This window comes from Roseateles chitinivorans, from assembly GCF_050632145.1.
GTDB classification, from domain to species: Bacteria; Pseudomonadota; Gammaproteobacteria; order Burkholderiales; family Burkholderiaceae_C; genus Roseateles; species Roseateles chitinivorans_B.
This window is the reverse complement of record NZ_CP192577.1, coordinates 2,650,268-2,668,450: the sequence shown is the minus strand read 5'-3', so window position 1 is coordinate 2,668,450 and position 18,183 is coordinate 2,650,268. Positions and strand designations below refer to the sequence as shown.

The following is an 18,183-nucleotide window of genomic DNA, read 5'->3' as shown; positions in this document are numbered from 1 at the left end:
AATGACCGACATCGACGTCTCGCTGCTCGACACGCTCCGCGCCCTGGAAGTCGAGCTCCACCACCCCGGCGTGCGCTGCAGCGCCGAGCGCCTGTCGCAGCTGCTGCACCCGGAGTTCCACGAGGTCGGCCGCTCCGGCCGCCAGTACGACCGCCAGACCATCATCCGCTGGCTCGCCGACGACCACGAGCCGCCGAAGGTCGTGCCGGACGAGTTCCGCATCGCGCCGCTCGCCCCTGACGCGGCCCTGCTGACCTACCGCTCGGCGCATCGGCAGGAGGACGGCTCGCTGATCCACCACACGCTGCGGTCCTCGCTGTGGCTGAAGACGGCGGCGGGCTGGCAGATGCGGTATCACCAGGGCACGGCGGCGGCGACGCCGTGGTGACCACCGTGCGCTTCCACCCGCGCTCCCTGGTGGCGGTGCTGCTGCTGAGCCCCGTCGCCGCCGCGATCGCCGCCGAACCGTGGACCACGCCGTTGCGGGTCCGTGACGTCACCTACGAGTTCAAGGTCCAGGCGAAGTCCTGCGAAACCTGCGACGCGGCGTCACAGGAAGACGTGGACGTGAGCTGGAGCTATTCGGTCTTCATCGGCGGGGACCGCGCGGAAACGGACCGCCTGAACAACTGGGTGCGTGCGAGGTGGTCGGAGCGGCTCAGCGAGTGCGGCGACCTGAGCGACCAGGAGCGCACCCGGCTCAACGACCGGCAACTGATCGCCCGGGTCAAGGCGACCGCATCGACGGCCGGCTGCGAGACCACGCGCGTGATGCTCAACGCGACGCACGCGTTCGGGCCGTTCGTGAGCTTCGAAAGCCACGAGGCCTACGGCGGCGTCCGGCCGTCGGCCGCCAACACGGCGGTGCTGCTGGATCAACGGACGATGGCCACGGTGGCGACCGAATCGCTGTTCCAGCCCGAGGGACTGGACGCGCTCTCCGAAGCCATCGGGCGCAACGTGAAGAAGGATCATCCGGACTGCAACGAGGGCATGGCGATCGACCAGATGCAGTTCACGCCGCCCGCGCGCCTGAGCGGGGACCGGAATTTCGATCCCCGGGTGTGGGAGGTGTGCAGCGACGGCGAGCTCCTCGAAGGACCGCTGGTGCGCAGGTGGCTGCGGCCGGAGATCCGCGCGATGAAGGTGCGCCCGCTCGAAAAGGTGCGCTGACGCACATAACGCGTGCGACGCCGGGTCAGGGGACATCGGCGGGGGAGTGGACGAAGGTCACGTCACGGGAACCCCGATGGGCGCTAGATTCGCGGCGGCTCCGCTGCCTTCTGGCGGCGGGGCTGGCCGGGTCCAGCCGGTCGTTGTGCCGACTCCCGTTCCTCCCCCATGATCGATCCGACCGACTTTGCCGCCCCCTTCGGCGGCCTGCCCGTTCCCGAATCCCTGCGCAAGCTGCTCCGCTTCCAGGAAGAGATCGGGGACGGCAACTATTCCGCCGCGCTGACGCTGACCCAGGACGGCCATGACGGCCTGCGCCGAGGCTGGTCGGCGGATCCCGCCTTCCTGTCCCGGCTGATCCCGTTCGCGCGGGCGACCGCGTCGGGCTCGTTCTACGCGCTGTGGAATCCGGACCCGTCGCAGCCGCCGATGCCCGATCGCTGGCCGGTGGTGGCCTTCGGCGACGAAGGCGGCGAATGGATCGTCGCGCGCGACGTCCGCGAGCTGCTGCGCGTCAGCACCTGCGACGTGGAACCCCGCATCGACTTCGACCGCATCCACTACTTCCGCAGCGAGCATCACTACCGCAAGAGCGAGCGGCTCGACGCCTACATCGGCTGGCTGCGGGGACAGCTGCAGCTGGCGCCCGTCGACGATCCGGAAGCGATCCTCGAGGCCGCGCAGCGGGAATGGCAGGACGCTTTCGAACGGTGGATCGAGCCGTTCCTCCAGGGATGAGGCCGCGCGCGGCGGCTTGCGTTCAGCCCGGCAAGGCGGTGCCACGATCGCTGCGTCCGCGGCGGCATCGCCCACGGACATGGTGTCGATCAGAGTCGCCCTCCCGGAAAGGCGGAATCGCGCGTCACGTCGCCCCGGCGCTTCGCGCGAGCCGCGGCGACACGCGGGACTTCTGACCGCGACGGGTCAGCGCCCGATGGCCAGGTTCATTCGCCCTGCCTGGGACTGAAGGTCCGCGGGAACACCACCGCCGTCTTGCGATCGCGCAGGCGATACCCCATCGCGGCGCGGTTGGCGTCGCCGGCCATCGCGCCCGCCTCCTCGAGGAACCCGGCCGCGAGCATCCGCGTGCGGAAACCGCTCTTGTCGACCGGCCGGCCCAGCACGACCTCGTACATGCGCTGCAGCTGCGGCAGCGTGAAGGCCTCGGGCAGCAGGAACGCCGGCAGCGACGTGTACTCCACCTTGCCGCGCAGCCGCTCGACGGCGGCCTTCAGGATCGCCGCGTGGTCGAAGGCCAGACGGGGGCGCTTGAGCAGCGTCTCCACCTCGAACCAGCCGACGTCGGCGGCGTTCGCCCCCTTGGCCAGCGTCACGCCGTCAGCGGGGATCAGTGCGAAGTACACGTGGGTCGCCGACCAGCCGCGCGGATCACGGTCCTTGCCGCCCCAACTGCCGAGCTGCTCCAGGTACGGGCTGGCGACGCCCGTCTTCTCCGACAGCTTGCGCCGCGCGCAGGCTTCCAGATCGCGGTCGCGGTCAATGTCGACGAAGCCGCCCGGCAGCGCCCAGCGGTCGGGGAACGGCTCGTCCTCCTTCGACGGCCGCTGTACCAGCAGCACGCGCAGCTGGTCCTGGACGACGGAGAAGATCACCACGTCGACCGTCGTGAACGGCAACGGAAAGGACGGGACCGCGGCAGCAGGCTGTGGTTTCCGGCGCGAAGGGTCGGTGGTCATCGTCATTCGGGCTTGATCGGATCGTTGGAGGGTTGTATTGTGCAACCTTCGATGGGTTGCACTATACAACTCCACTGACTTCTGGGAGAACAACAATGAAACAAGCCAGCGACACCCGGGACCTCCGCAGCCTGGTCGACGTCGTCCAGGCCGGACAACCGGTCGAATACGTCCTCTTCTGGGGCCATCGTCCCCCCAAGGATCGCGGCGTGAACGCCTCGTGCTTCAGCCAGTGGTACGACGCCCCGTTCCAGGTCGGCCAGGAGACCTTCCGCACGGCGGAACACTTCATGATGGCGGGCAAGGCCGAGCTGTTCGGCGATCTCGCCCTGCGTCAGCAGATCCTGGAGGCGAAGACGCCGGACCTCGCGAAGCAGCTCGGCCGCAAGGTCGCCGGCTTCGACGAACGCCGATGGGCCGAGCACCGCTTCGACATCGTCGTGGCCGCCAACATGGGGAAGTTCGAGAACAACGGAGCGCTGCGCCGGTTCCTGCTGGGCACCGGCGACCAGGTGCTGGTCGAGGCCAGCCCCGTCGATCCGGTCTGGGGCATCGGGCTCGCGGCGAACGATGCCGACGCGTGCCACCCGGCCCGCTGGAAGGGGCTGAACCTGCTCGGCTTCGCGTTGATGGAAGTCCGCGCGCGGCTGAAGGCGGCCAAGGAGGCGACGGACCAATGAGCCCATGGAAGGCGACGCCGTGACCGCCGCCACCGTCGCCCGCTTCGGAACGACCGGCCCGCCGAGATGACCTGCCGGCAGCGCCACCCGGGCGACTCGATAGAATCACGCCCGTGACCCGCTGGTTCCGCATCCTTGTCCTGACGATCCTCGTCCCCGCGTACGGCATCGCCGCCGTCGGCGTGACGATGTTCGCCGCGGGCGTCGCGCATGCGCAGCACCTGCTGGTCGACGGGCAACCCGACTATCCTGCCGTCGCGGCCATCACCGCGGCACAGGCGAGCGCCGACGACGATCACGCCGCGGGTCTCTCCGCCGACGTCGCCGCCCTGCTCTTCGAGCTCGGCGACACCTCGGACGACATGCCGGACCACTGCAAGCCCGACACGCGCGCCCTGCGCGTCGCGCCGCCGCAGGTGAGCCCGCTCCCCACGCCTCAGCTGCACGAGCCTCAGCGCTGCCCGCAGCCGCCCTTGCGGCCGCCGCGCGCCTGACGCCGCCCGTGTAGCCCGCGCCGAGGCGCTCCGCCGCCTCCCCCTCCTCGCCCGTCCCTGTCGGCACGCGTCGCGCATTCCGCGATCGCGTGCGTCCGCGTCGTCTCCACCTCGCCCCTCGACCTCGAGGGCCAGTGGAGCCGCGCTCCTTCCTCATCCATCATGGAAATCGCCTTACTTTTCTTCCTCATCCTGCTCAACGGCCTGTTCGCCATGTCCGAGATCGGACTGGTCACCGCGCGCCGCGCGCGCCTGCAGAAACTCATCGACGACGGCGACAGCGCCGCCGCCGCGGCCGTCAAGCTGGGGGAGGATCCCACCCGCTTCCTGTCGACCATCCAGATCGGCATCACCTCGATCGGCGTGCTCAACGGCATCGTCGGCGAGGCCGCGCTGGCCGGGCCGCTGGCGCTCTGGATCACCTCCCACGGCGTGCCGGCGGAGTACGCCAGCGGCGCCGCGACCGGCCTGGTCGTCGTGCTGATCACCTACTTCTCGATCGTGCTGGGCGAGCTGGTGCCCAAGCGCCTCGGCCAGTCCAACCCCGAGGCGGTCGCGCGCCTGGTCGCGCGCCCGATCGCGGCGCTGGCCGTCGCGACCAAGCCATTCGTGCGCCTGCTGTCCGGCTCGACCAACGCGCTGCTGCGCCTGCTCGGCGTGAAGCAGTCGGCGGCCTTCAACGTCACCGAGGAAGAGATCCACGCCGTGCTCGCCGAAGGCACCAGCGCCGGCGTCATCGAGTCCCACGAGCACGCGATGGTGCGCAACGTCTTCCGCCTGGACGACCGCCAGATCGGCTCGCTGATGGTGTCGCGCCGCGACGTGGTCTGCCTGGACCTGAACGATCCGATGGAGACGACCCTTGCGCGCATCGAGGCCTCGGACCACGCGCTGTTCCCGGTCGTGCGCGGCGGGCTGCACGACATCGTCGGCGTGGTGAACGCGCGCCAGCTGCTGTCGGAGATGCTGCGTCAGCGCCAGCCGCGCCTGGACGAGCGCCTCGCGCCCGCGCTGTACGTGCCGGAGACGCTGACCGGCATGGAGCTGCTGGCCCAACTTCCGCCTGTCGGCGGTGCACATGGCCTTCGTCATCGACGAGTACGGCGAAGTCCAGGGCCTGGTCACGCTGCACGACCTGGTCGAGGCGATCACCGGCGAGTTCCAGCCGCGCGATCCGGCGTCGGCGTGGGCGGTGCAGCGCGAGGACGGCTCGTGGCTGCTCGACGGCCACATCCCGGTGCCGGAGTTGAAGGACCGCCTGGAACTCGATGAGGTGCCGGAGGAGGAACGCGGCCGTTATCACACGCTCAGCGGGATGATGATGCTGCTCACCGGCCGTCTGCCGCGCGAGGCGGACACGGTCGAGTGGGAAGGCTGGCGCTTCGAGATCGTCGACATGGACGGCAAGACCATCGACAAGGTGCTGGCGTCACGCGTGGCGGAGGTCGCGGAGGTTGCCGATGTCGTGGCGTGACGTCGCGCGGGTGGCGGTCGTGCTGGTATCGGCGCCGCTGCTCGTGTCGTGTTCGGAGGGCTATCCCGGCGAGGACCGGCCGCTGGTCAGTCCCTTCGACATGAGCAACGCCGAGCGCGTCGCCGAGCTCAACGTCGTCGGCCGCGACGCGCCCGGCCCGCGCTGGCGCTATGCGCTGCGCGAGGGGTGCGCGCTGGAGGTCGAGCAAGGCAGCGGGAAGGACAGGCGGCGCGTGGCGGTGACGCTCAGGCGATCGATGGATGCGGAGGTGGTCTTCGACAACGAGGCGAAGACCTACGACGTCGCGTTGATCGATCGCTCGATCGATGCCGCCCGGCCCATCGCGATCCTGCTCAAGACGGACAAGTGGACCTATGCGACGCAAGGGAGCCTGCTGGTGGACCTGCTGATCAGGGATTGCGCGAAAGGCACCACCGCAAGATAGCCTCCGAGGCCGGGATCGCCGCACGGTCCCGGCCGATGGCCGCTACTTCGAATAGCCCATGTCCTTGATGAACACCGCCCGCTGCCTGTCGCCATTGAACGCGAACAGCACCCGCTCCTGCTCGCCGTTCTCGCGCTCGACGACCATGGCCCAACGGTCGAGCCGATAGCTGCCGACGAAGTCGGCGCCGTTGCGACGCTGTCGCTGCGCGCCGCCCGCGCCCGCCCCGGCCGCGCTGACCGACGAGGTCGTCGTGCTGCCGCCGCGCGAGTAGGTGTTCGTCGCCATTCCCGCCACGCCGTTCGCCGCCGCCATCGCGCCGGTGCCGAAGACCGACTTGCCGGTCTGCTCGAAGCTGCCGTCCGGCTGGAAGTGGAAGCGCTGCTGCGAGCTGCCGCCGCCCAGGATGCTGTACCAGGAGTGCGTGAACGTCCCGTCGAGCCGCTGGCCCGCCGAGGCCGGGGTCGCCGGCGTGCCGCGGATCGTGCGCCAGTCCTTCTCGTCGTGCTCCCTGATCTGCCAGTCGCCGCCGCTGCGGCGCCACTGGATGACGCGCTCCGGCTTGACCTTCCGCGCCGCGGCCATGTCGAGCTCGTCGGGCGGCAGGTCGAGGTTGCGGTAGCCGGTGCCGTCCTTCAGCAGCAGGTGGAGGTTCTCCACCAGGCTCTCGCCGCTGGGCTGGTACCAGGTCCAGAGCAGGAAGGCGATGTCGCGCTCCGCCACGCCCTTGCCCGGCGCGACGTGGATCGCGCGATCGGCGGCGGCACGGCGCTCCAGCGTGGCCGCCCGCTCGGCGGCCTCGCGCTGGCGACGCGCGTCCCCGGCCAGGGCCTTCAACGCGGGCCACAGCTCATTGGACTTCGAGGACAGCGTCTTCAACCCTCCGCCGTAACGCTGCAGCAGCGCCTCATCCTGCGAGAACGCGATCCGCAGCCATTCGACCTGGCCGTCGCGCGCCGGGCGCAGGTAGATCTGCGTCTCGACCGGCGCGCCGTTCACCGTCGCCACGCAGTTCTGGAGCACCACGCCGGCCTGCAGCGTCTGCGGCGTCCTGCAGGTCGGCTGACCCGCGGCGCCCAGGCCGCGCATCGGATCCTTGATGCGCGCGAGCGCGGCGACACCGTCCTCGCGCCCGACGTCCACCGGCGGCGCGACCCAGAGTTGCATCACCTGGCCCGGCGGCAGGTCAGCGGGTTGCAGCAGCAGCCCGTCTTCATGCACGCGCTGCGTCCAGCCGGACGGGACCTCCAGGGCCAGCGCAGGCAGCAGCGGCGCCGACAACACGGCGGCGATGGCTGCTCGCCCCAGGGACGACGAGCAACGGCGGACGAGGTCGGGACAGCGCATGGACTTCCTGCAGAAACTGGAAGCGCGCAGTGTCCCGGCGATGCGCACGAATGCATCCCCCAAGGGCTAGGGAGTCCGACCGGGCCACGCGGGTCCAGGTCTTGCCCCCGGGCCAGCGTTTCCGACCCACCAATGCAAAGCGGACCCGAAGGTCCGCTTGCTCATCAGGATCCGGACGGATCGCCCGGATCGCCGCCCGGATCGACGATCAGATCGAGTAGCCCAGCAGCATCGCCACGCCGGCTTCGCGGTTCGGCCGCTTGAAGCCGTCGCGCGTCAGGCGGTTCATCGGGATCGACAGCGCCGAGGTCTGGAACCACTTGTTGTAGAGCTGCTCGATCTCGCCGCTGCCGTAGACGCGGCTCAGCGCGCGGTCCACGGCCGCCGCCAGCTTGGCGTCGCCCTTGCGCATCATGATGCCGTAGGGCTCGACCGAGAACGCCATCTGACCCAGGCTCAGGCTGTCCAGCGCCTTGTCCTTGGACGCCAGGCCCAGCAGCAGCGCATCGTCCTGCGCGAACGCGCGGGCCTTGCCCTCGCGCAGCGCCTTGAACGCGTCGGTGTTGTTGGGGTACTGCACCAGCTGCATCTTGGCCTCGCCGGAGCTGTTCAGCTGCGTGAACAGCTTCTCCGAGGTCGTGCCCTTGGCCAGCGCGATCGTCATGCCGTCCAGGTCCTTGATCGAGTCGACCTTGGCACCGTTCGGGATCAGCACGCGCATGCCCGCGACGAAGATCGTGTAGCTGAAGTCGACCTGCTCCTGACGCGCCTTCGTGTTGGTCGTCGAGCCGCATTCCAGGTCGATCTCGCCCTTCTGCAGCTTCGGGATGCGGTCGGCGCCGGAGACGACGACGTAGTTGACCTTCAGCTCGGGGAGCTTCAGTTCCTTCTTGATCTCGTCGACGGCCTGCAGGCACAGGTCGACCGAGTAACCCTGACCCTGCTTCTGCTCGTTGACGAACGAGAACGGACGCGACGCCTCGCGCACGCCCAGCGTGATCGACTTGGACTCCTTGATGCGGGCCATCGTGTCGACGACGGGGCCGGCGGCGGCCGCCGACAGCGACGTCAGCGCAGCGGCGGACAGGACGAATGCGCCGCTCAGGCGCCGGATCGCGGTGGACATGGTCGAATTCCGGGTCGGTGGAAACCCTGAATTCTAGGGAGCGGATGTTCCCCGCGTGTAACCAATGCCCCCTGCTCGAGGGCTCACTCTAGACAGTTTCGCAAGATGGCGGACCGATCCGTGACTTCCCTCACGGATCGATGGGCGAACTCAATGCGGTTTGGCCGCTGCCGGCACGCCGCCTGCCGGCTTGCCGCGCACGAGCTGGCGCATCAGCAGCGCCGCGACCAGCGTCGAGGCGATGACGACGTAGCCCACGTACGGGAAGTCGTTGACGTGGCCGTCCGGTCCGATGTGCACGATGTGCCCGGCCACGAGCGAGGCCAGCCCGCCGGCCAGCTGCTGCAGCGCCGAGTTGATCGCGTTGAACGAGCCGCGCTGCTCCGGCGCGGGCACGCCGGCCAGCGTCACCTGCGCCGGGATCATGCGCGAGAAGATGCCCACGAACATCACCACGTTGACCACGATCAGCACCCACAGCGGCGACGCGCCGAGGTGCGTGTAGAACGCGACCGTGGCGATGGTGATGGCGCAGCCCGCATAGAACACCGGCATCGCGCCGATGCGGTCGGACAGGCGGCCGATCAGCGGCGAGAACACCAGCGTGCAGATGCCGGTGATCAGGTAGATGATCGGCAGATGGTCCAGCGGGATGCCGACGTTGTGCACGACGAAGGCGCTCGCGAACGGCATCAGCATGAAGCCGCCGGTGGTCAGCAGCGCCGTCAGCGCGAAGGCCAGCTGCTGGCGCGGGATGCGCACCGTCTGGAACAGGTGCCGCGCCGCGCTGTGCTGGCCGGTACCGGCCGCGCCGAGGTGCGCGTTCACCGGCTGGAGCTTGAAGGCGATCACCAGCGCGGCGAGCAGCCCGAACAGCACGATCGCGATGAACGGCGCATGCCAGTCGAAGCGCGAGGCCAGGAAGATCGAGAACGGCAGCCCCAGCACCTGGCTGGCCGCGAAGCCGCCCTGCAGCAGCCCCATCACACGGCCGCGCTGCGCCGGCGGGAACAGGTCGGCGGTGATCGCCATGACGATGGAGCCGATGACGCCGCCGAACAGCCCGGTGACGATGCGCGCCGCCAGCAGCGAGGCGAAGCTCGTCGCCAGGCCGCACCACAGCGTGCCCAGCAGGAAGCCGCAGAAGAAGAACAGCAGCAGGCGCTTGCGGTCGAAGCGGTCGGCGAAGCCCGCCGTCAGCAGCCCGGCGATGCCGGCGCTGAACGCATAGGCGGAGACGGCCAGGCCGAACTGGCCGGAGCTCATGTTCAACGCCGGCATGATCATCACGCCCAGCGGCGACATGATCATGAAGTCCAGCACCACGGAGAACTGCAGCAGCGCCATCAGCCCGGCGGCGAGCTTCTGGTACGACGTGAACGGCACGATCGCCGCGGGAGCGGCCGGTGCGGCGGACGCGCCCGTCGTGTGGTTCGCAGGACGGGCGCCGGCGGGGGCTGCATCGGCAGCCGGGAACGATTTGTTTTCTGACATGGGGCGCGATTCTGCGCATCCCGCGTATCCGCAGCGTAAAGACATGGCCCCCATCGGGAGATTCCCCGAGACGCGGCGGTGCCGCGCCGCAACGTCACCGGAAACGGGGGGTGAATCGCGCGGAGGTCAGGTCTAGACTGGCGGCACGACGGCAGGTGGTCCCGCGCATCGACGCACCCAGTGCGCGCGCGGTGGTGGCCGTCGTGGGCCAGGGAGCGGGTCCTTTCGGGGCGGTCGATGCCGAGCCGGGAAGCGCTACTCCGCATCATCGAGATCCACAGCCAGGTGGCCCAGCTCGGGCTGGACCTGGCCGGCGTGATGTCGCTGTCGGTCCACGGCACGCTGGAACTGGTCGACGCCGACGGCGCCGCCATCGAGCTGGCCGAGGGCGAAGACCTGGTCTACCGGGCCGTCGCCGGCGCCGCCAGCCATCAACTCGGCGTGCGCGTGCGCCGCGACGGCAGCCTCTCCGGCACCTGCCTGCGCCAGGGCATCCCGCTGATCTGCGAGGACGTCGATACGGACAGCCGGGTCGACCTCGAGGCCTGCCGGCGCGTGGGCCTGCGCTCGATGGTCGTGCTGCCGCTCTCCCACCAGGGCACGCCGGTCGGCGTGCTCAAGGCGTTCTCGTCCCGCATCCGCAACTTCGGCAACCGCGAGGTGGAGGTGCTGTCGCTGATGTCCAAGGTACTGGGCGCGGCGATGTACTGGGCCACGCGCTACGGGCGCGACGACCTGTTCCATCGCGCCACGCACGACGACATGACCGGGCTGGCCAACCGCTCGCTGTTCATGGACCGGCTGCGTCACGCCACCGCGGAGGTCGAGCGCGGTGATCCGCCGATCGCCATCGTGCTGCTGGACATGGACGGCCTCAAGCACATCAACGACACGCTGGGCCATGCGGCGGGCGACGCGGCGCTGATCGAGTTCAGCCGCCGCCTCGCGGGCACCACGCGCGAATCGGACACGGTCGCGCGGCTGGGCGGCGACGAGTTCGCGATCCTGCTGACCCATGCGGGATCCGCGGCGACGCTGGAGGCCACGCTCCAGCGCATCCACGCCGCCGTCGAGGGGGCCTTCACCTACATCGATCGTGTCCTCCCGTTGCGGGCCAGCATGGGGGCCTCGCGCTGTCCGGAGGATTGGCGCGACGCGACGGCGCTGATGGAATGCGCCGACATGCGGATGTACGAGGCCAAACGCACGCGGCAAGGCCGGGACCGCACCGGCCCGATGCCGCTGGAGCCGTCCTGCTGAATTCCAGGCTTCCCATGTCACCCCGGCTGTTGATAATGGCCCGCAACAAAATCAGCAGGGAGGAACCGATGACCGACATGGTGTTCGCCGACGAGCTGCCCGATCCCGGAGAAGACGCCCGCTCGCGCCCGCTAGCCCCGTGGCTGGTGATGATCGTCGACGACGACCCGGCGGTGCATCAGGTGACCCAGCTGGTCATGGCGGACTTCGAGTTCGCAGGTCGGAAACTGCAGTTCCTCAATGCCTACAACGGTGCGGAAGCGCGCGATCTGCTGCGCGACCGTCAGGACATCGCGCTGATCCTGCTGGACGTGGTGATGGAGTCGGAACACGCGGGACTGGACGTGGCGCGTTTCATCCGCGAGGAGCTGCGCAACAGCCACGTGCGCATCGTGCTGCGCACCGGGCAGCCGGGTCAGGCGCCCGAAGAGCACGTCATCAAGACCTACGACATCAACGACTACAAGGAGAAGACCGAACTGACCAAGCGCAAGCTGATCACGGTCTTCTACTCGGCGCTGCGCTCGTACCGCGACATCGTGATCCTGTCGCAGTCGCGCGCGGCGCTGCGGCGCTCGATCGACGCGATCACGCAGATCCACGACTCGAGCAACCTGCGCCATTTCGCCTCGGCGTTGCTGGAGCAGGTCGGGCACATGCTCGGCTATCAGGCACAGGGCCTCTGCGCGAGCCGCATGTACGCGGCGTCGCACGCGCAAGGCCGGCTGCAGGTGCTGGCCGCGACGTCGGAATACCAGGGCCTGCTCGCCGACGCCCAGGTGACCGACCTGCCCACCGATGTCCGCGAAGCGCTCGACCGCGCGCTGTCGACCCGCGAAAGCAGCTTCGAGCACGGCCGCTTCATCGGCTACTACCGCACGCACTCGGGCAATGAGAGCCTGCTGTACATGGTGCTGTCGGATCCGCTCGACGACGAGGGCCGGGAGATGCTCGACATCTTCTGTGCCAACGTCGCGATCGCGTATGAGGGGCTGCTGGAGCGGGATCGGGCGCACTGAAGCGACCGACCGCGGGAAGCCTGGCGCGGGCTCTCCACGGGGCATGGGGCGCCCCTCCAGGGACCCCAAGCCCCATTCCGGCCCCACCAGCGCTCGCTGACCCCGGACCGAGCGATCTGTGGCGGGCGGCTCGTATCATCGCGGCCGGTTTTCCCTTCCGCGTCCATGCATCAAGTCCGCCTCTTCTTCGTCGCCCTGCAGTTCTTCACGCGCGTGCCCGTGCCGCGCTGGGTCGGGTTCGAACCCGCGTGGCTGCAGCAGTGCGCGCGCTACTTCCCGCTCGTCGGCGCGGTGATCGGCGGCTTCTCGGCACTGGTGCTTTGGGGCGCGCTCCAACTGTTCCCGGCCACCGTCGCCGTGGGACTGGCGATGGCGGCCAGCGTCTGGCTGACCGGCGGCTTCCATGAGGACGGACTGGCCGACAGCTGCGATGCGCTCGGCGGCGCGGTCTCGCGCGAGAAGGCGCTGACGATCATGAAGGACTCGCGCATCGGCAGCTACGGCGCGCTGGGCCTGATCCTCGTGCTGGGCCTGAAGGCGACCGTGCTGCTGGGACTCGCGGACATCGATCCGACGCTCGCGATGCTCGCCCTCGTGTGGGCGCACGTCGCCTCGCGCGCGGCGCCGGTGTGGCTGCTGCACGCCCTGCCCTACGCCGGCGATGCCGAACACGCGAAGGCGAAACCCCTGGCGATGCAGATCAGCGGGCCAGGCCTTGCCATCGCGCTGGCGCTGGTGGTGCTCGCGACGGTCGCCGGCGCGTGGATCACGCCAGAGAACGTGCCCGAGATGCTGGCGGCGGTGGTGGTCTCCGCGGGACTGACCTTCTACATGCAGTCGATGCTGGAACGCCGCCTGCAGGGCTACACCGGCGACACGCTCGGTGCGACGCAGCAGGTCGTGGAGCTGGGCGCGCTGCTGGCGTTCCTGGCGATGGCGCCGCTGTTCCCGGCGGATTGACGATGGCTCCCCCTGCCAGCGTCGGCGCCGGCATCCAGGTCACCGTCTGGCGGCATCCGCGGCCAGAAGGGGCGAAGGGCTTGTGCGTCGGCGCGCGCTGCGACCTGTCGGTCGAGCGCCGCCGCGCCAAGCGGCTCGCGCGGCGCATCCAGGCCCACGCGCGACGCCACCGGTTGCCGCAAGAGGTGTGGACATCGCCCATGCGGCGTTGCGCGGACGTCGGACGCTGGCTCAAGCGATGGGGATGGCGGCATCGCATCGATGCGGCGCTCGCGGAGATCGACTTCGGCGCGTGGGATGGCCGGCCGTGGGCGGAGATTCCGAAGCATGAGATCGACGCCTGGGTCGCGGACTTCGCGCGCTTCGCGCCAGAGGGCGGCGAGTCGCTGACGGCCTTGCTCGAACGCGCCTCGACGTGGTCAGGCGGGGCGCTGGTCGTCAGCCACGGCGGGTGGATGCTGGCGAGGCGGTGGGCGCGAGAGCATCGCGACCAACCGCCTCAAGCCGATCAATGGCCGCGGCCGCCCGACTACTCGGAGCGCTGGGAACTCTGAGTTCCGAAGTCCGCTGCGGGCGCCTCCTCAGCTTCGTCTTCAGCTATCGAGACGTCTCTCCAACACAGCCACGAGGCCGGCTGCAAAGATGTCTCGGTAGCTGCCGACTCGGCCTTCGGCGATGAGCTGGTCGGCGTCCTCGATCTCGGTGCCGTCGATGACCGGCATGACGATCGCGCTGCCACGCTGGTCGCGGCGCCATTGCAGCGCGGCAGCAAGGTCGATCTCACATCCGCACGCGCGCTCACGGCTCTTCGCCATCACCTGCGCGACTTCATGCCGCAGTGCAGTCACCTCGCAGCCGAGCGGCTTGGACAGACGGACCTTCTTGTAGTCGTTGTATTTGCTGGGCTGGGCGTTGTGCAGCGGATCGAAGAGCACGATCTGGAAGATCTCGTCGGCGTCGAAGAAGCCGATCAGGCGTCCCCCGCCTTGGATATCGCGATCTGCAATAGAACGAACTCGCTGCCTGGTCGATGCTGATCCTGATCGATCCAATCGAGATCCTCGGGACGGATCGGGATACTCTTGGCCGCCCAATCGATGTCATGGATCCGCAGGGTGCCTTCGCGCAGCGATCGATCGTTCATCACATCGAGGACACGGAGACCGGAGAGCTCGCTCAGTCGATGAAGTACCGAGACGAGCCAACGCCGGTCGATCTCGGCAGACTCGAAACCGAAGTACTTGATCTCCCGGAAGAGCCGAAAGCCGAAGGACCAAGGAGGATTTTTCGACGTGCGCGTGCGCCGCATGGACGGATGCGTCGTCTCGGCATCTCCCCCGCGACCTTCCGGCGGCCGGTAGCCGCGCTCAAGCGGCCGACAGACGGGCTTGAACTTCATCGGTCTCCTCCATCTGTGCCCGGAAGCACTTGCGCATCTCGTCGTCGTCCAGCTCCGCCTCGCAGCGGGCCTCAATGGGCAGTCGGCCTCGGGCCCTCAGCCAGGGAGAGTCTTCCCTCGACATGCGCATGAGCTGGAAGGTCGGATAGATGCCATATCCATCGATCACCTTGTCGATGTGATTGCGCTCCTCAGCCGTGAGTGCGCCGGCCGCGAAGCAGTCGCGCACGTCCTCCAGGCCAACGCCCGCATAGAGCGAACGGCTCGCCGCAAAACGGTCGAAGAGCCGCCGGCAGATCGGACCATGGACCCAAGCCTGGAAAGGCTCCGGGAAGAGCGGCCTGTCATGCACCGCCAAATGCCAGCCCTGGATGAAATAAAGCAGCTTGTGAAGCCGGTGAACGCTGGGCATCTCGCCCGCTTCGCTCAACTGCACGATCAGATAGTCTGCGACGTCATTGATATCCGCCATCACCACCGTCCTTCCTTGGGGAGCGATCCCGGCAGGTCTCACGACGCTCTGTCGAGGTCCGGAATCAGAAGGCGGTGATCTTGCGCCGTGGCGTGCGGCGCTTCAATTGCCCGTTCAAGTAGGCGAATGACTCAAGCGGTCTGCTGGGTCAGCCGCACGTACTTCTGCATCAGCGTCTCGCGCGATTCGACGTGATCAGGATTGACGGGGATGCAGGCCACCGGGCACAACATCGCGCACTGCGGCTCGTCGAAATGCCCGACGCACTCCGTGCACTTGCTGTGCTCGATCTGGTAGTACTCCTCGCCCATCGAGATAGCGTGGTTGGGGCACTCCGGCTCGCAGACGTCGCAGTTGATGCACTCGTCGGTGATCATCAAGGCCATGGCTTACTGCTCCACGCGGTTCTTGGCGACGCGCTCCGCCAGGCGCTCGCGCACCAGCGGCGAGACGAACTTGGCCACCTCGCCGCCGAGGGTGGCGATCTCCCGCACGAAGGTCGAGGAGACGAACTGGTAGTTGTCCGACGGCGGCAGGAAGACCGTCTCGACCTCGGGCATCAGCTGCCGGTTCATGCCGGCCATCTGGAATTCGTATTCGAAGTCCGAGACCGCCCGCAGCCCGCGCACCACCACCTTGCCGCCGTGGGCCAGCACGAAGTGGCTCAGCAGGCCGTCGAGGGCCACCACCTCGACGTTCGGATACGGCGCCACCAGCTGGCGCGCCATGTCCAGGCGCTCGGCGATGCTGAACATCGTCTTCTTGTGATGGCCCGCCGCGACCGCCAGCACCAGGCGCTCGAACAACCGGCTGGCGCGACGCACCAGATCCTCGTGGCCGAGGGTCATCGGGTCGAAGGTGCCGGGGTAGACGGCCGTCAGCAGGATCTGGGAGGTCATGGGGCGGATTATCCGCCGCGGCGCAGCAGGCGGTAATGCACCGCCCCGGCACGCCCTTCCTTCCATACGGACAAGCCCAGCGCGGCAGGCGCTTCGATGGCCTCCGGCGACTCCAGGTAGATCAGGCCGTTCCCGGCCAGCAGCGGCGCCGCCGCGGTGAGGGCATCGACGAATAGACCGTCCGCGAACGGGGGGTCCAGGAAGATCAGGTCGAACGACCCCGGCGTCCCGCGACGCATCCAGGCCAGCGCGTCGGCGTTCGCGATCGTCATCGGCACCGTGCCGTCCTTGTCCAGACGCTTGAGGTTGGCGCGCAGCGCGTTCGCGAGCGTCGCGTCGCGTTCCAGCAAGGTCACGCCGGTCGCGCCGCGCGACGCGGCCTCGAAGCCGAGCGCCCCGCTGCCGGCGAAGGCGTCCAGCACCCGCCAGCCCGCCAGGTCCTGCCCCAGCCAGTTGAACAGCGTCTCCCGCACCCGATCAGGCGTCGGACGCAGACCGACCACGTACGGCACCGGCAGCTTGGATCGCTTCCAGACACCCCCGACGATGCGGACCTCTCCCGGCCCCGCCTCGCGCGGACGCGGCTTGACCGCGCCCTCGCCCACCGTCACCCGCGGACCGGGTCGCCCGGACCGGCGCAGGCCGTCGATCTCCGGCGACTGATCGCGCTCACGGCCCTTGGCTCGCCCGCTGGAGTTGCTCATTGGCGGACCGGGATGCCCTGAGACGCCATCAGCGCCTTGGCTTCGCCGACGGTGTGATCGCCGTAATGGAAGATGCTCGCGGCCAGCACCGCGTCGGCGCCGCCCTTGGTGATGCCGTCGGCCAGGTCCTGCAGCGAGCCCACGCCGCCCGACGCGATCACCGGCACGCCCACCGCGTCCGACACCGCGCGCGTCAGCGCCAGGTCGAAGCCGCTCTTGGTGCCGTCGCGGTCCATGCTGGTCAGCAGGATCTCGCCCGCGCCGAGTTCAGCCATGCGCGTCGCCCACTCGACGGCGTCCAGGCCCGTGTTCTTGCGGCCGCCGTGCGTGTAGACATCCCAGCCGGTGCTGCCGTCGGCGTTCTGACGGCGCTTGGCGTCGATGGCGACGACGATGCACTGCGCACCGTACTTGTCGGAGGCCGCGCGGATCAGCTCGGGATCGGCCACCGCCGCCGAATTGAAGCTCACCTTGTCCGCCCCCGCGTTCAGCAGCCGGCGCACGTCGGCGACCGAGCGCACGCCGCCGCCGACCGTCAGCGGGATGAAGACCTGCGAGGCCACCCGTTCGATGATCGGCAGGATCAGGTCGCGGCCGTCGCTGGTCGCCGTGATGTCGAGGAAGGTCAGTTCGTCGGCGCCCTGCTCGTTGTAGCGGGCCGCGATCTCGACCGGATCACCGGCGTCGCGCAGTTCGACGAAATTGATGCCCTTGACGACGCGACCGCCGGTCACGTCCAGGCACGGGATGATCCGCTTGGCCAGCACCGGTCAGCCCCCGTTCAGCTCGTCGGCGCGCCGCTGCGCGCCGGCGAAGTCCAGGTCGCCGGTGTAGATCGCGCGGCCGCAGATCACGCCGCTCACGCCTTCGGACTCGACCGCGCAGAGCGCGTCGATGTCGGCGAGGTTGGACAAGCCCCCCGAGGCGATCACCGGGATGGAGAGGGCCTGCGCCAGCTTCACCGTCGCGTCGATGTTGATGCCGGTGAGCATGCCGTCGCGGCCGATGTCGGTGTAGATCACGCCCTCGATGCCGTAGTCCTCGAACTTCTTCGCGAGGTCGATCACCTCATGGCCGGTCAGCTTGCTCCAGCCGTCGGTGGCGACCTTGCCGTCCTTCGCGTCCAGGCCCACGATGATGTGGCCGCCGAAGGCCGTCGCCGCATCCTGCAGGAAGCCGGGGTTCTTCACCGCGGCCGTCCCGATGATCACGTACGACAGGCCGTCGTCCAGGTAGCGCTCGATCGTGTCCAGGTCGCGGATGCCGCCGCCCAATTGCACGGGGATGTCGTCGCCGACCTCGCGCAGGATCGCCTTGATCGCCGCCTCGTTGACCGGCTTGCCGGCGAAGGCGCCGTTCAGGTCCACGAGGTGCAGACGCCGGGCGCCGGCGTCGACCCATCGTCGCGCCATCTGCGCCGGGTCTTCCCCGAAGGTCGTGGAGTCGTTCATGTCGCCTTGCTTGAGGCGGACGCATTTGCCGTCTTTCAGGTCGATCGCGGGAATCAGCAGCATGGCCGAGGCAGTGGGGGTGAAGGAAG

22 protein-coding genes and 1 pseudogene are annotated in these 18,183 nt (G+C 68.9%); 11 read left to right on the top strand and 12 right to left on the bottom strand.

Annotated elements, in window-relative coordinates; translation table 11 throughout:
* Position 1: 1 nt before the first annotated feature.
* From ACQ86G_RS12295 to ACQ86G_RS12285, 3 genes are all read left to right on the top strand, one after another.
* Positions 2-388, top strand: coding sequence for a DUF4440 domain-containing protein (locus tag ACQ86G_RS12295; protein ID WP_431260816.1), 387 nt, complete (start codon positions 2-4; stop codon positions 386-388).
* The gene (locus tag ACQ86G_RS12290; protein ID WP_431260815.1) at positions 382-1,173 is read left to right on the top strand and encodes a hypothetical protein; all 792 of its coding nucleotides are present in this window, start codon (positions 382-384) and stop codon (positions 1,171-1,173) included. The genes ACQ86G_RS12295 and ACQ86G_RS12290 overlap by 7 nt, the downstream gene beginning before the upstream one ends.
* A 168-nt stretch (positions 1,174-1,341) precedes the next feature.
* Positions 1,342-1,911, top strand: a complete 570-nt coding sequence (locus ACQ86G_RS12285) for a hypothetical protein (RefSeq protein WP_431260814.1) — start codon at positions 1,342-1,344, stop codon at positions 1,909-1,911.
* A 206-nt stretch (positions 1,912-2,117) separates the two neighbouring features.
* Here the strand turns inward: ACQ86G_RS12285 and ACQ86G_RS12280 are convergent, their stop codons facing one another.
* Complete coding sequence (locus ACQ86G_RS12280; RefSeq protein WP_431260813.1) at positions 2,118-2,870, bottom strand: NUDIX hydrolase; 753 nt, start codon at positions 2,868-2,870, stop codon at positions 2,118-2,120.
* A 95-nt stretch (positions 2,871-2,965) separates the two neighbouring features.
* Here ACQ86G_RS12280 and ACQ86G_RS12275 point away from each other — a divergent pair, with 95 nt between their 5' ends.
* The 4 genes and pseudogenes from ACQ86G_RS12275 (at position 2,966) to ACQ86G_RS12260 (ending at position 5,963) form a co-directional block, all read left to right on the top strand.
* Positions 2,966-3,550, top strand: a complete 585-nt coding sequence (locus ACQ86G_RS12275) for an NADAR family protein (RefSeq protein WP_431260812.1) — start codon at positions 2,966-2,968, stop codon at positions 3,548-3,550.
* A gap of 113 nt (positions 3,551-3,663) precedes the next feature.
* Entirely contained in the window at positions 3,664-4,044 is a 381-nt protein-coding gene (locus ACQ86G_RS12270) for a hypothetical protein (protein WP_431260811.1), read from the top strand.
* A gap of 162 nt (positions 4,045-4,206) precedes the next feature.
* Positions 4,207-5,518, top strand: a pseudogene (locus tag ACQ86G_RS12265) (hemolysin family protein).
* Positions 5,505-5,963, top strand: a complete 459-nt coding sequence (locus ACQ86G_RS12260; protein WP_431260810.1) for a hypothetical protein — start codon at positions 5,505-5,507, stop codon at positions 5,961-5,963. Before ACQ86G_RS12265 ends, ACQ86G_RS12260 begins: the two are co-directional and overlap by 14 nt.
* 42 nt (positions 5,964-6,005) lie before the next feature.
* Here the strand turns inward: ACQ86G_RS12260 and ACQ86G_RS12255 are convergent, their stop codons facing one another.
* The 3 genes from ACQ86G_RS12255 to ACQ86G_RS12245 all read right to left on the bottom strand — a co-directional run bounded on the left by ACQ86G_RS12255 (position 6,006) and on the right by ACQ86G_RS12245 (position 9,930).
* On the bottom strand, positions 6,006-7,247 hold the full coding sequence (locus ACQ86G_RS12255) for a hypothetical protein (RefSeq protein ID WP_431260809.1): 1,242 nt from the start codon (positions 7,245-7,247) through the stop codon (positions 6,006-6,008).
* Positions 7,248-7,518: 271 nt separating this feature from the next.
* Positions 7,519-8,436: an amino acid ABC transporter substrate-binding protein gene (locus ACQ86G_RS12250; RefSeq protein WP_431260808.1), complete on the bottom strand. Its 918-nt coding sequence runs from the start codon at positions 8,434-8,436 to the stop codon at positions 7,519-7,521.
* 150 nt (positions 8,437-8,586) lie between these two features.
* A complete protein-coding gene (locus tag ACQ86G_RS12245; protein ID WP_431260807.1) occupies positions 8,587-9,930 on the bottom strand; it encodes an MFS transporter in 1,344 nt (447 codons plus the stop codon).
* Between the two features lie 237 nt (positions 9,931-10,167).
* On the opposite strand from ACQ86G_RS12245, the gene ACQ86G_RS12240 reads away from it, so the two are divergent.
* From ACQ86G_RS12240 to ACQ86G_RS12225, 4 genes are all read left to right on the top strand, one after another.
* Positions 10,168-11,190, top strand: coding sequence for a diguanylate cyclase domain-containing protein (locus ACQ86G_RS12240; RefSeq protein WP_431260806.1), 1,023 nt, complete (start codon positions 10,168-10,170; stop codon positions 11,188-11,190).
* A 68-nt stretch (positions 11,191-11,258) separates the two neighbouring features.
* The gene (locus ACQ86G_RS12235) at positions 11,259-12,209 is read left to right on the top strand and encodes a DUF3369 domain-containing protein (RefSeq protein ID WP_431260805.1); all 951 of its coding nucleotides are present in this window, start codon (positions 11,259-11,261) and stop codon (positions 12,207-12,209) included.
* Positions 12,210-12,374: 165 nt separating this feature from the next.
* Positions 12,375-13,169 (top strand): adenosylcobinamide-GDP ribazoletransferase, encoded by a 795-nt coding sequence (locus ACQ86G_RS12230; RefSeq protein ID WP_431260804.1) that lies wholly within the window; start codon positions 12,375-12,377, stop codon positions 13,167-13,169.
* A 2-nt stretch (positions 13,170-13,171) separates the two neighbouring features.
* On the top strand, positions 13,172-13,723 hold the full coding sequence (locus ACQ86G_RS12225) for a histidine phosphatase family protein (protein WP_431260803.1): 552 nt from the start codon (positions 13,172-13,174) through the stop codon (positions 13,721-13,723).
* Positions 13,724-13,762: 39 nt separating this feature from the next.
* On the opposite strand, the gene ACQ86G_RS12220 is transcribed toward ACQ86G_RS12225, so the two are convergent.
* From ACQ86G_RS12220 to hisA, 8 genes are all read right to left on the bottom strand, one after another.
* Positions 13,763-14,221 carry a hypothetical protein gene (locus tag ACQ86G_RS12220; protein WP_431260802.1) on the bottom strand — a complete coding sequence of 153 codons (459 nt, stop codon included), beginning with the start codon at positions 14,219-14,221 and terminating at the stop codon, positions 13,763-13,765.
* Positions 14,140-14,568 (bottom strand): hypothetical protein, encoded by a 429-nt coding sequence (locus ACQ86G_RS12215; protein WP_431260801.1) that lies wholly within the window; start codon positions 14,566-14,568, stop codon positions 14,140-14,142. Before ACQ86G_RS12215 ends, ACQ86G_RS12220 begins: the two co-directional genes overlap by 82 nt.
* On the bottom strand, positions 14,537-15,040 hold the full coding sequence (locus ACQ86G_RS12210; protein ID WP_431260800.1) for a Panacea domain-containing protein: 504 nt from the start codon (positions 15,038-15,040) through the stop codon (positions 14,537-14,539). The genes ACQ86G_RS12215 and ACQ86G_RS12210 overlap by 32 nt, the downstream gene beginning before the upstream one ends.
* A 131-nt stretch (positions 15,041-15,171) precedes the next feature.
* Positions 15,172-15,426: a YfhL family 4Fe-4S dicluster ferredoxin gene (locus ACQ86G_RS12205; protein WP_431260799.1), complete on the bottom strand. Its 255-nt coding sequence runs from the start codon at positions 15,424-15,426 to the stop codon at positions 15,172-15,174.
* 3 nt (positions 15,427-15,429) lie between these two features.
* The gene (gene coaD / locus ACQ86G_RS12200) at positions 15,430-15,939 is read right to left on the bottom strand and encodes a pantetheine-phosphate adenylyltransferase (RefSeq protein ID WP_431260798.1); all 510 of its coding nucleotides are present in this window, start codon (positions 15,937-15,939) and stop codon (positions 15,430-15,432) included.
* A gap of 8 nt (positions 15,940-15,947) precedes the next feature.
* Positions 15,948-16,643 (bottom strand): 16S rRNA (guanine(966)-N(2))-methyltransferase RsmD, encoded by a 696-nt coding sequence (rsmD, locus tag ACQ86G_RS12195; RefSeq protein ID WP_431260797.1) that lies wholly within the window; start codon positions 16,641-16,643, stop codon positions 15,948-15,950.
* A complete protein-coding gene (hisF, locus tag ACQ86G_RS12190; RefSeq protein ID WP_088408420.1) occupies positions 16,640-17,410 on the bottom strand; it encodes an imidazole glycerol phosphate synthase subunit HisF in 771 nt (256 codons plus the stop codon). Before hisF ends, rsmD begins: the two co-directional genes overlap by 4 nt.
* A gap of 3 nt (positions 17,411-17,413) precedes the next feature.
* Positions 17,414-18,157, bottom strand: a complete 744-nt coding sequence (hisA, locus tag ACQ86G_RS12185; RefSeq protein ID WP_431260796.1) for a 1-(5-phosphoribosyl)-5-[(5-phosphoribosylamino)methylideneamino]imidazole-4-carboxamide isomerase — start codon at positions 18,155-18,157, stop codon at positions 17,414-17,416.
* Between the last annotated feature and the right edge of the window lie 26 nt (positions 18,158-18,183).

Excerpts from the sequence above, each read along its gene's own strand:
- ACQ86G_RS12295 (WP_431260816.1), top strand. The coding sequence starts at position 2 with ATGACCGACATCGACGTCTCGCTGCTCGACACGCTCCGCGCCCTGGAA.
- ACQ86G_RS12285 (WP_431260814.1), top strand. The coding sequence starts at position 1,342 with ATGATCGATCCGACCGACTTTGCCGCCCCCTTCGGCGGCCTGCCCGTT.
- ACQ86G_RS12280 (WP_431260813.1), bottom strand. The coding sequence starts at position 2,870 with ATGACCACCGACCCTTCGCGCCGGAAACCACAGCCTGCTGCCGCGGTC.
- ACQ86G_RS12275 (WP_431260812.1), top strand. The coding sequence starts at position 2,966 with ATGAAACAAGCCAGCGACACCCGGGACCTCCGCAGCCTGGTCGACGTC.
- ACQ86G_RS12260 (WP_431260810.1), top strand. The coding sequence starts at position 5,505 with ATGTCGTGGCGTGACGTCGCGCGGGTGGCGGTCGTGCTGGTATCGGCG.
- ACQ86G_RS12250 (WP_431260808.1), bottom strand. The coding sequence starts at position 8,436 with ATGTCCACCGCGATCCGGCGCCTGAGCGGCGCATTCGTCCTGTCCGCC.
- ACQ86G_RS12245 (WP_431260807.1), bottom strand. The coding sequence starts at position 9,930 with ATGTCAGAAAACAAATCGTTCCCGGCTGCCGATGCAGCCCCCGCCGGC.
- ACQ86G_RS12240 (WP_431260806.1), top strand. The coding sequence starts at position 10,168 with ATGCCGAGCCGGGAAGCGCTACTCCGCATCATCGAGATCCACAGCCAG.
- ACQ86G_RS12235 (WP_431260805.1), top strand. The coding sequence starts at position 11,259 with ATGACCGACATGGTGTTCGCCGACGAGCTGCCCGATCCCGGAGAAGAC.
- ACQ86G_RS12230 (WP_431260804.1), top strand. The coding sequence starts at position 12,375 with ATGCATCAAGTCCGCCTCTTCTTCGTCGCCCTGCAGTTCTTCACGCGC.
- ACQ86G_RS12225 (WP_431260803.1), top strand. The coding sequence starts at position 13,172 with ATGGCTCCCCCTGCCAGCGTCGGCGCCGGCATCCAGGTCACCGTCTGG.
- ACQ86G_RS12215 (WP_431260801.1), bottom strand. The coding sequence starts at position 14,568 with ATGAAGTTCAAGCCCGTCTGTCGGCCGCTTGAGCGCGGCTACCGGCCG.
- ACQ86G_RS12210 (WP_431260800.1), bottom strand. The coding sequence starts at position 15,040 with ATGGCGGATATCAATGACGTCGCAGACTATCTGATCGTGCAGTTGAGC.
- ACQ86G_RS12205 (WP_431260799.1), bottom strand. The coding sequence starts at position 15,426 with ATGGCCTTGATGATCACCGACGAGTGCATCAACTGCGACGTCTGCGAG.
- coaD (WP_431260798.1), bottom strand. The coding sequence starts at position 15,939 with ATGACCTCCCAGATCCTGCTGACGGCCGTCTACCCCGGCACCTTCGAC.
- rsmD (WP_431260797.1), bottom strand. The coding sequence starts at position 16,643 with ATGAGCAACTCCAGCGGGCGAGCCAAGGGCCGTGAGCGCGATCAGTCG.
- hisA (WP_431260796.1), bottom strand. The coding sequence starts at position 18,157 with ATGCTGCTGATTCCCGCGATCGACCTGAAAGACGGCAAATGCGTCCGC.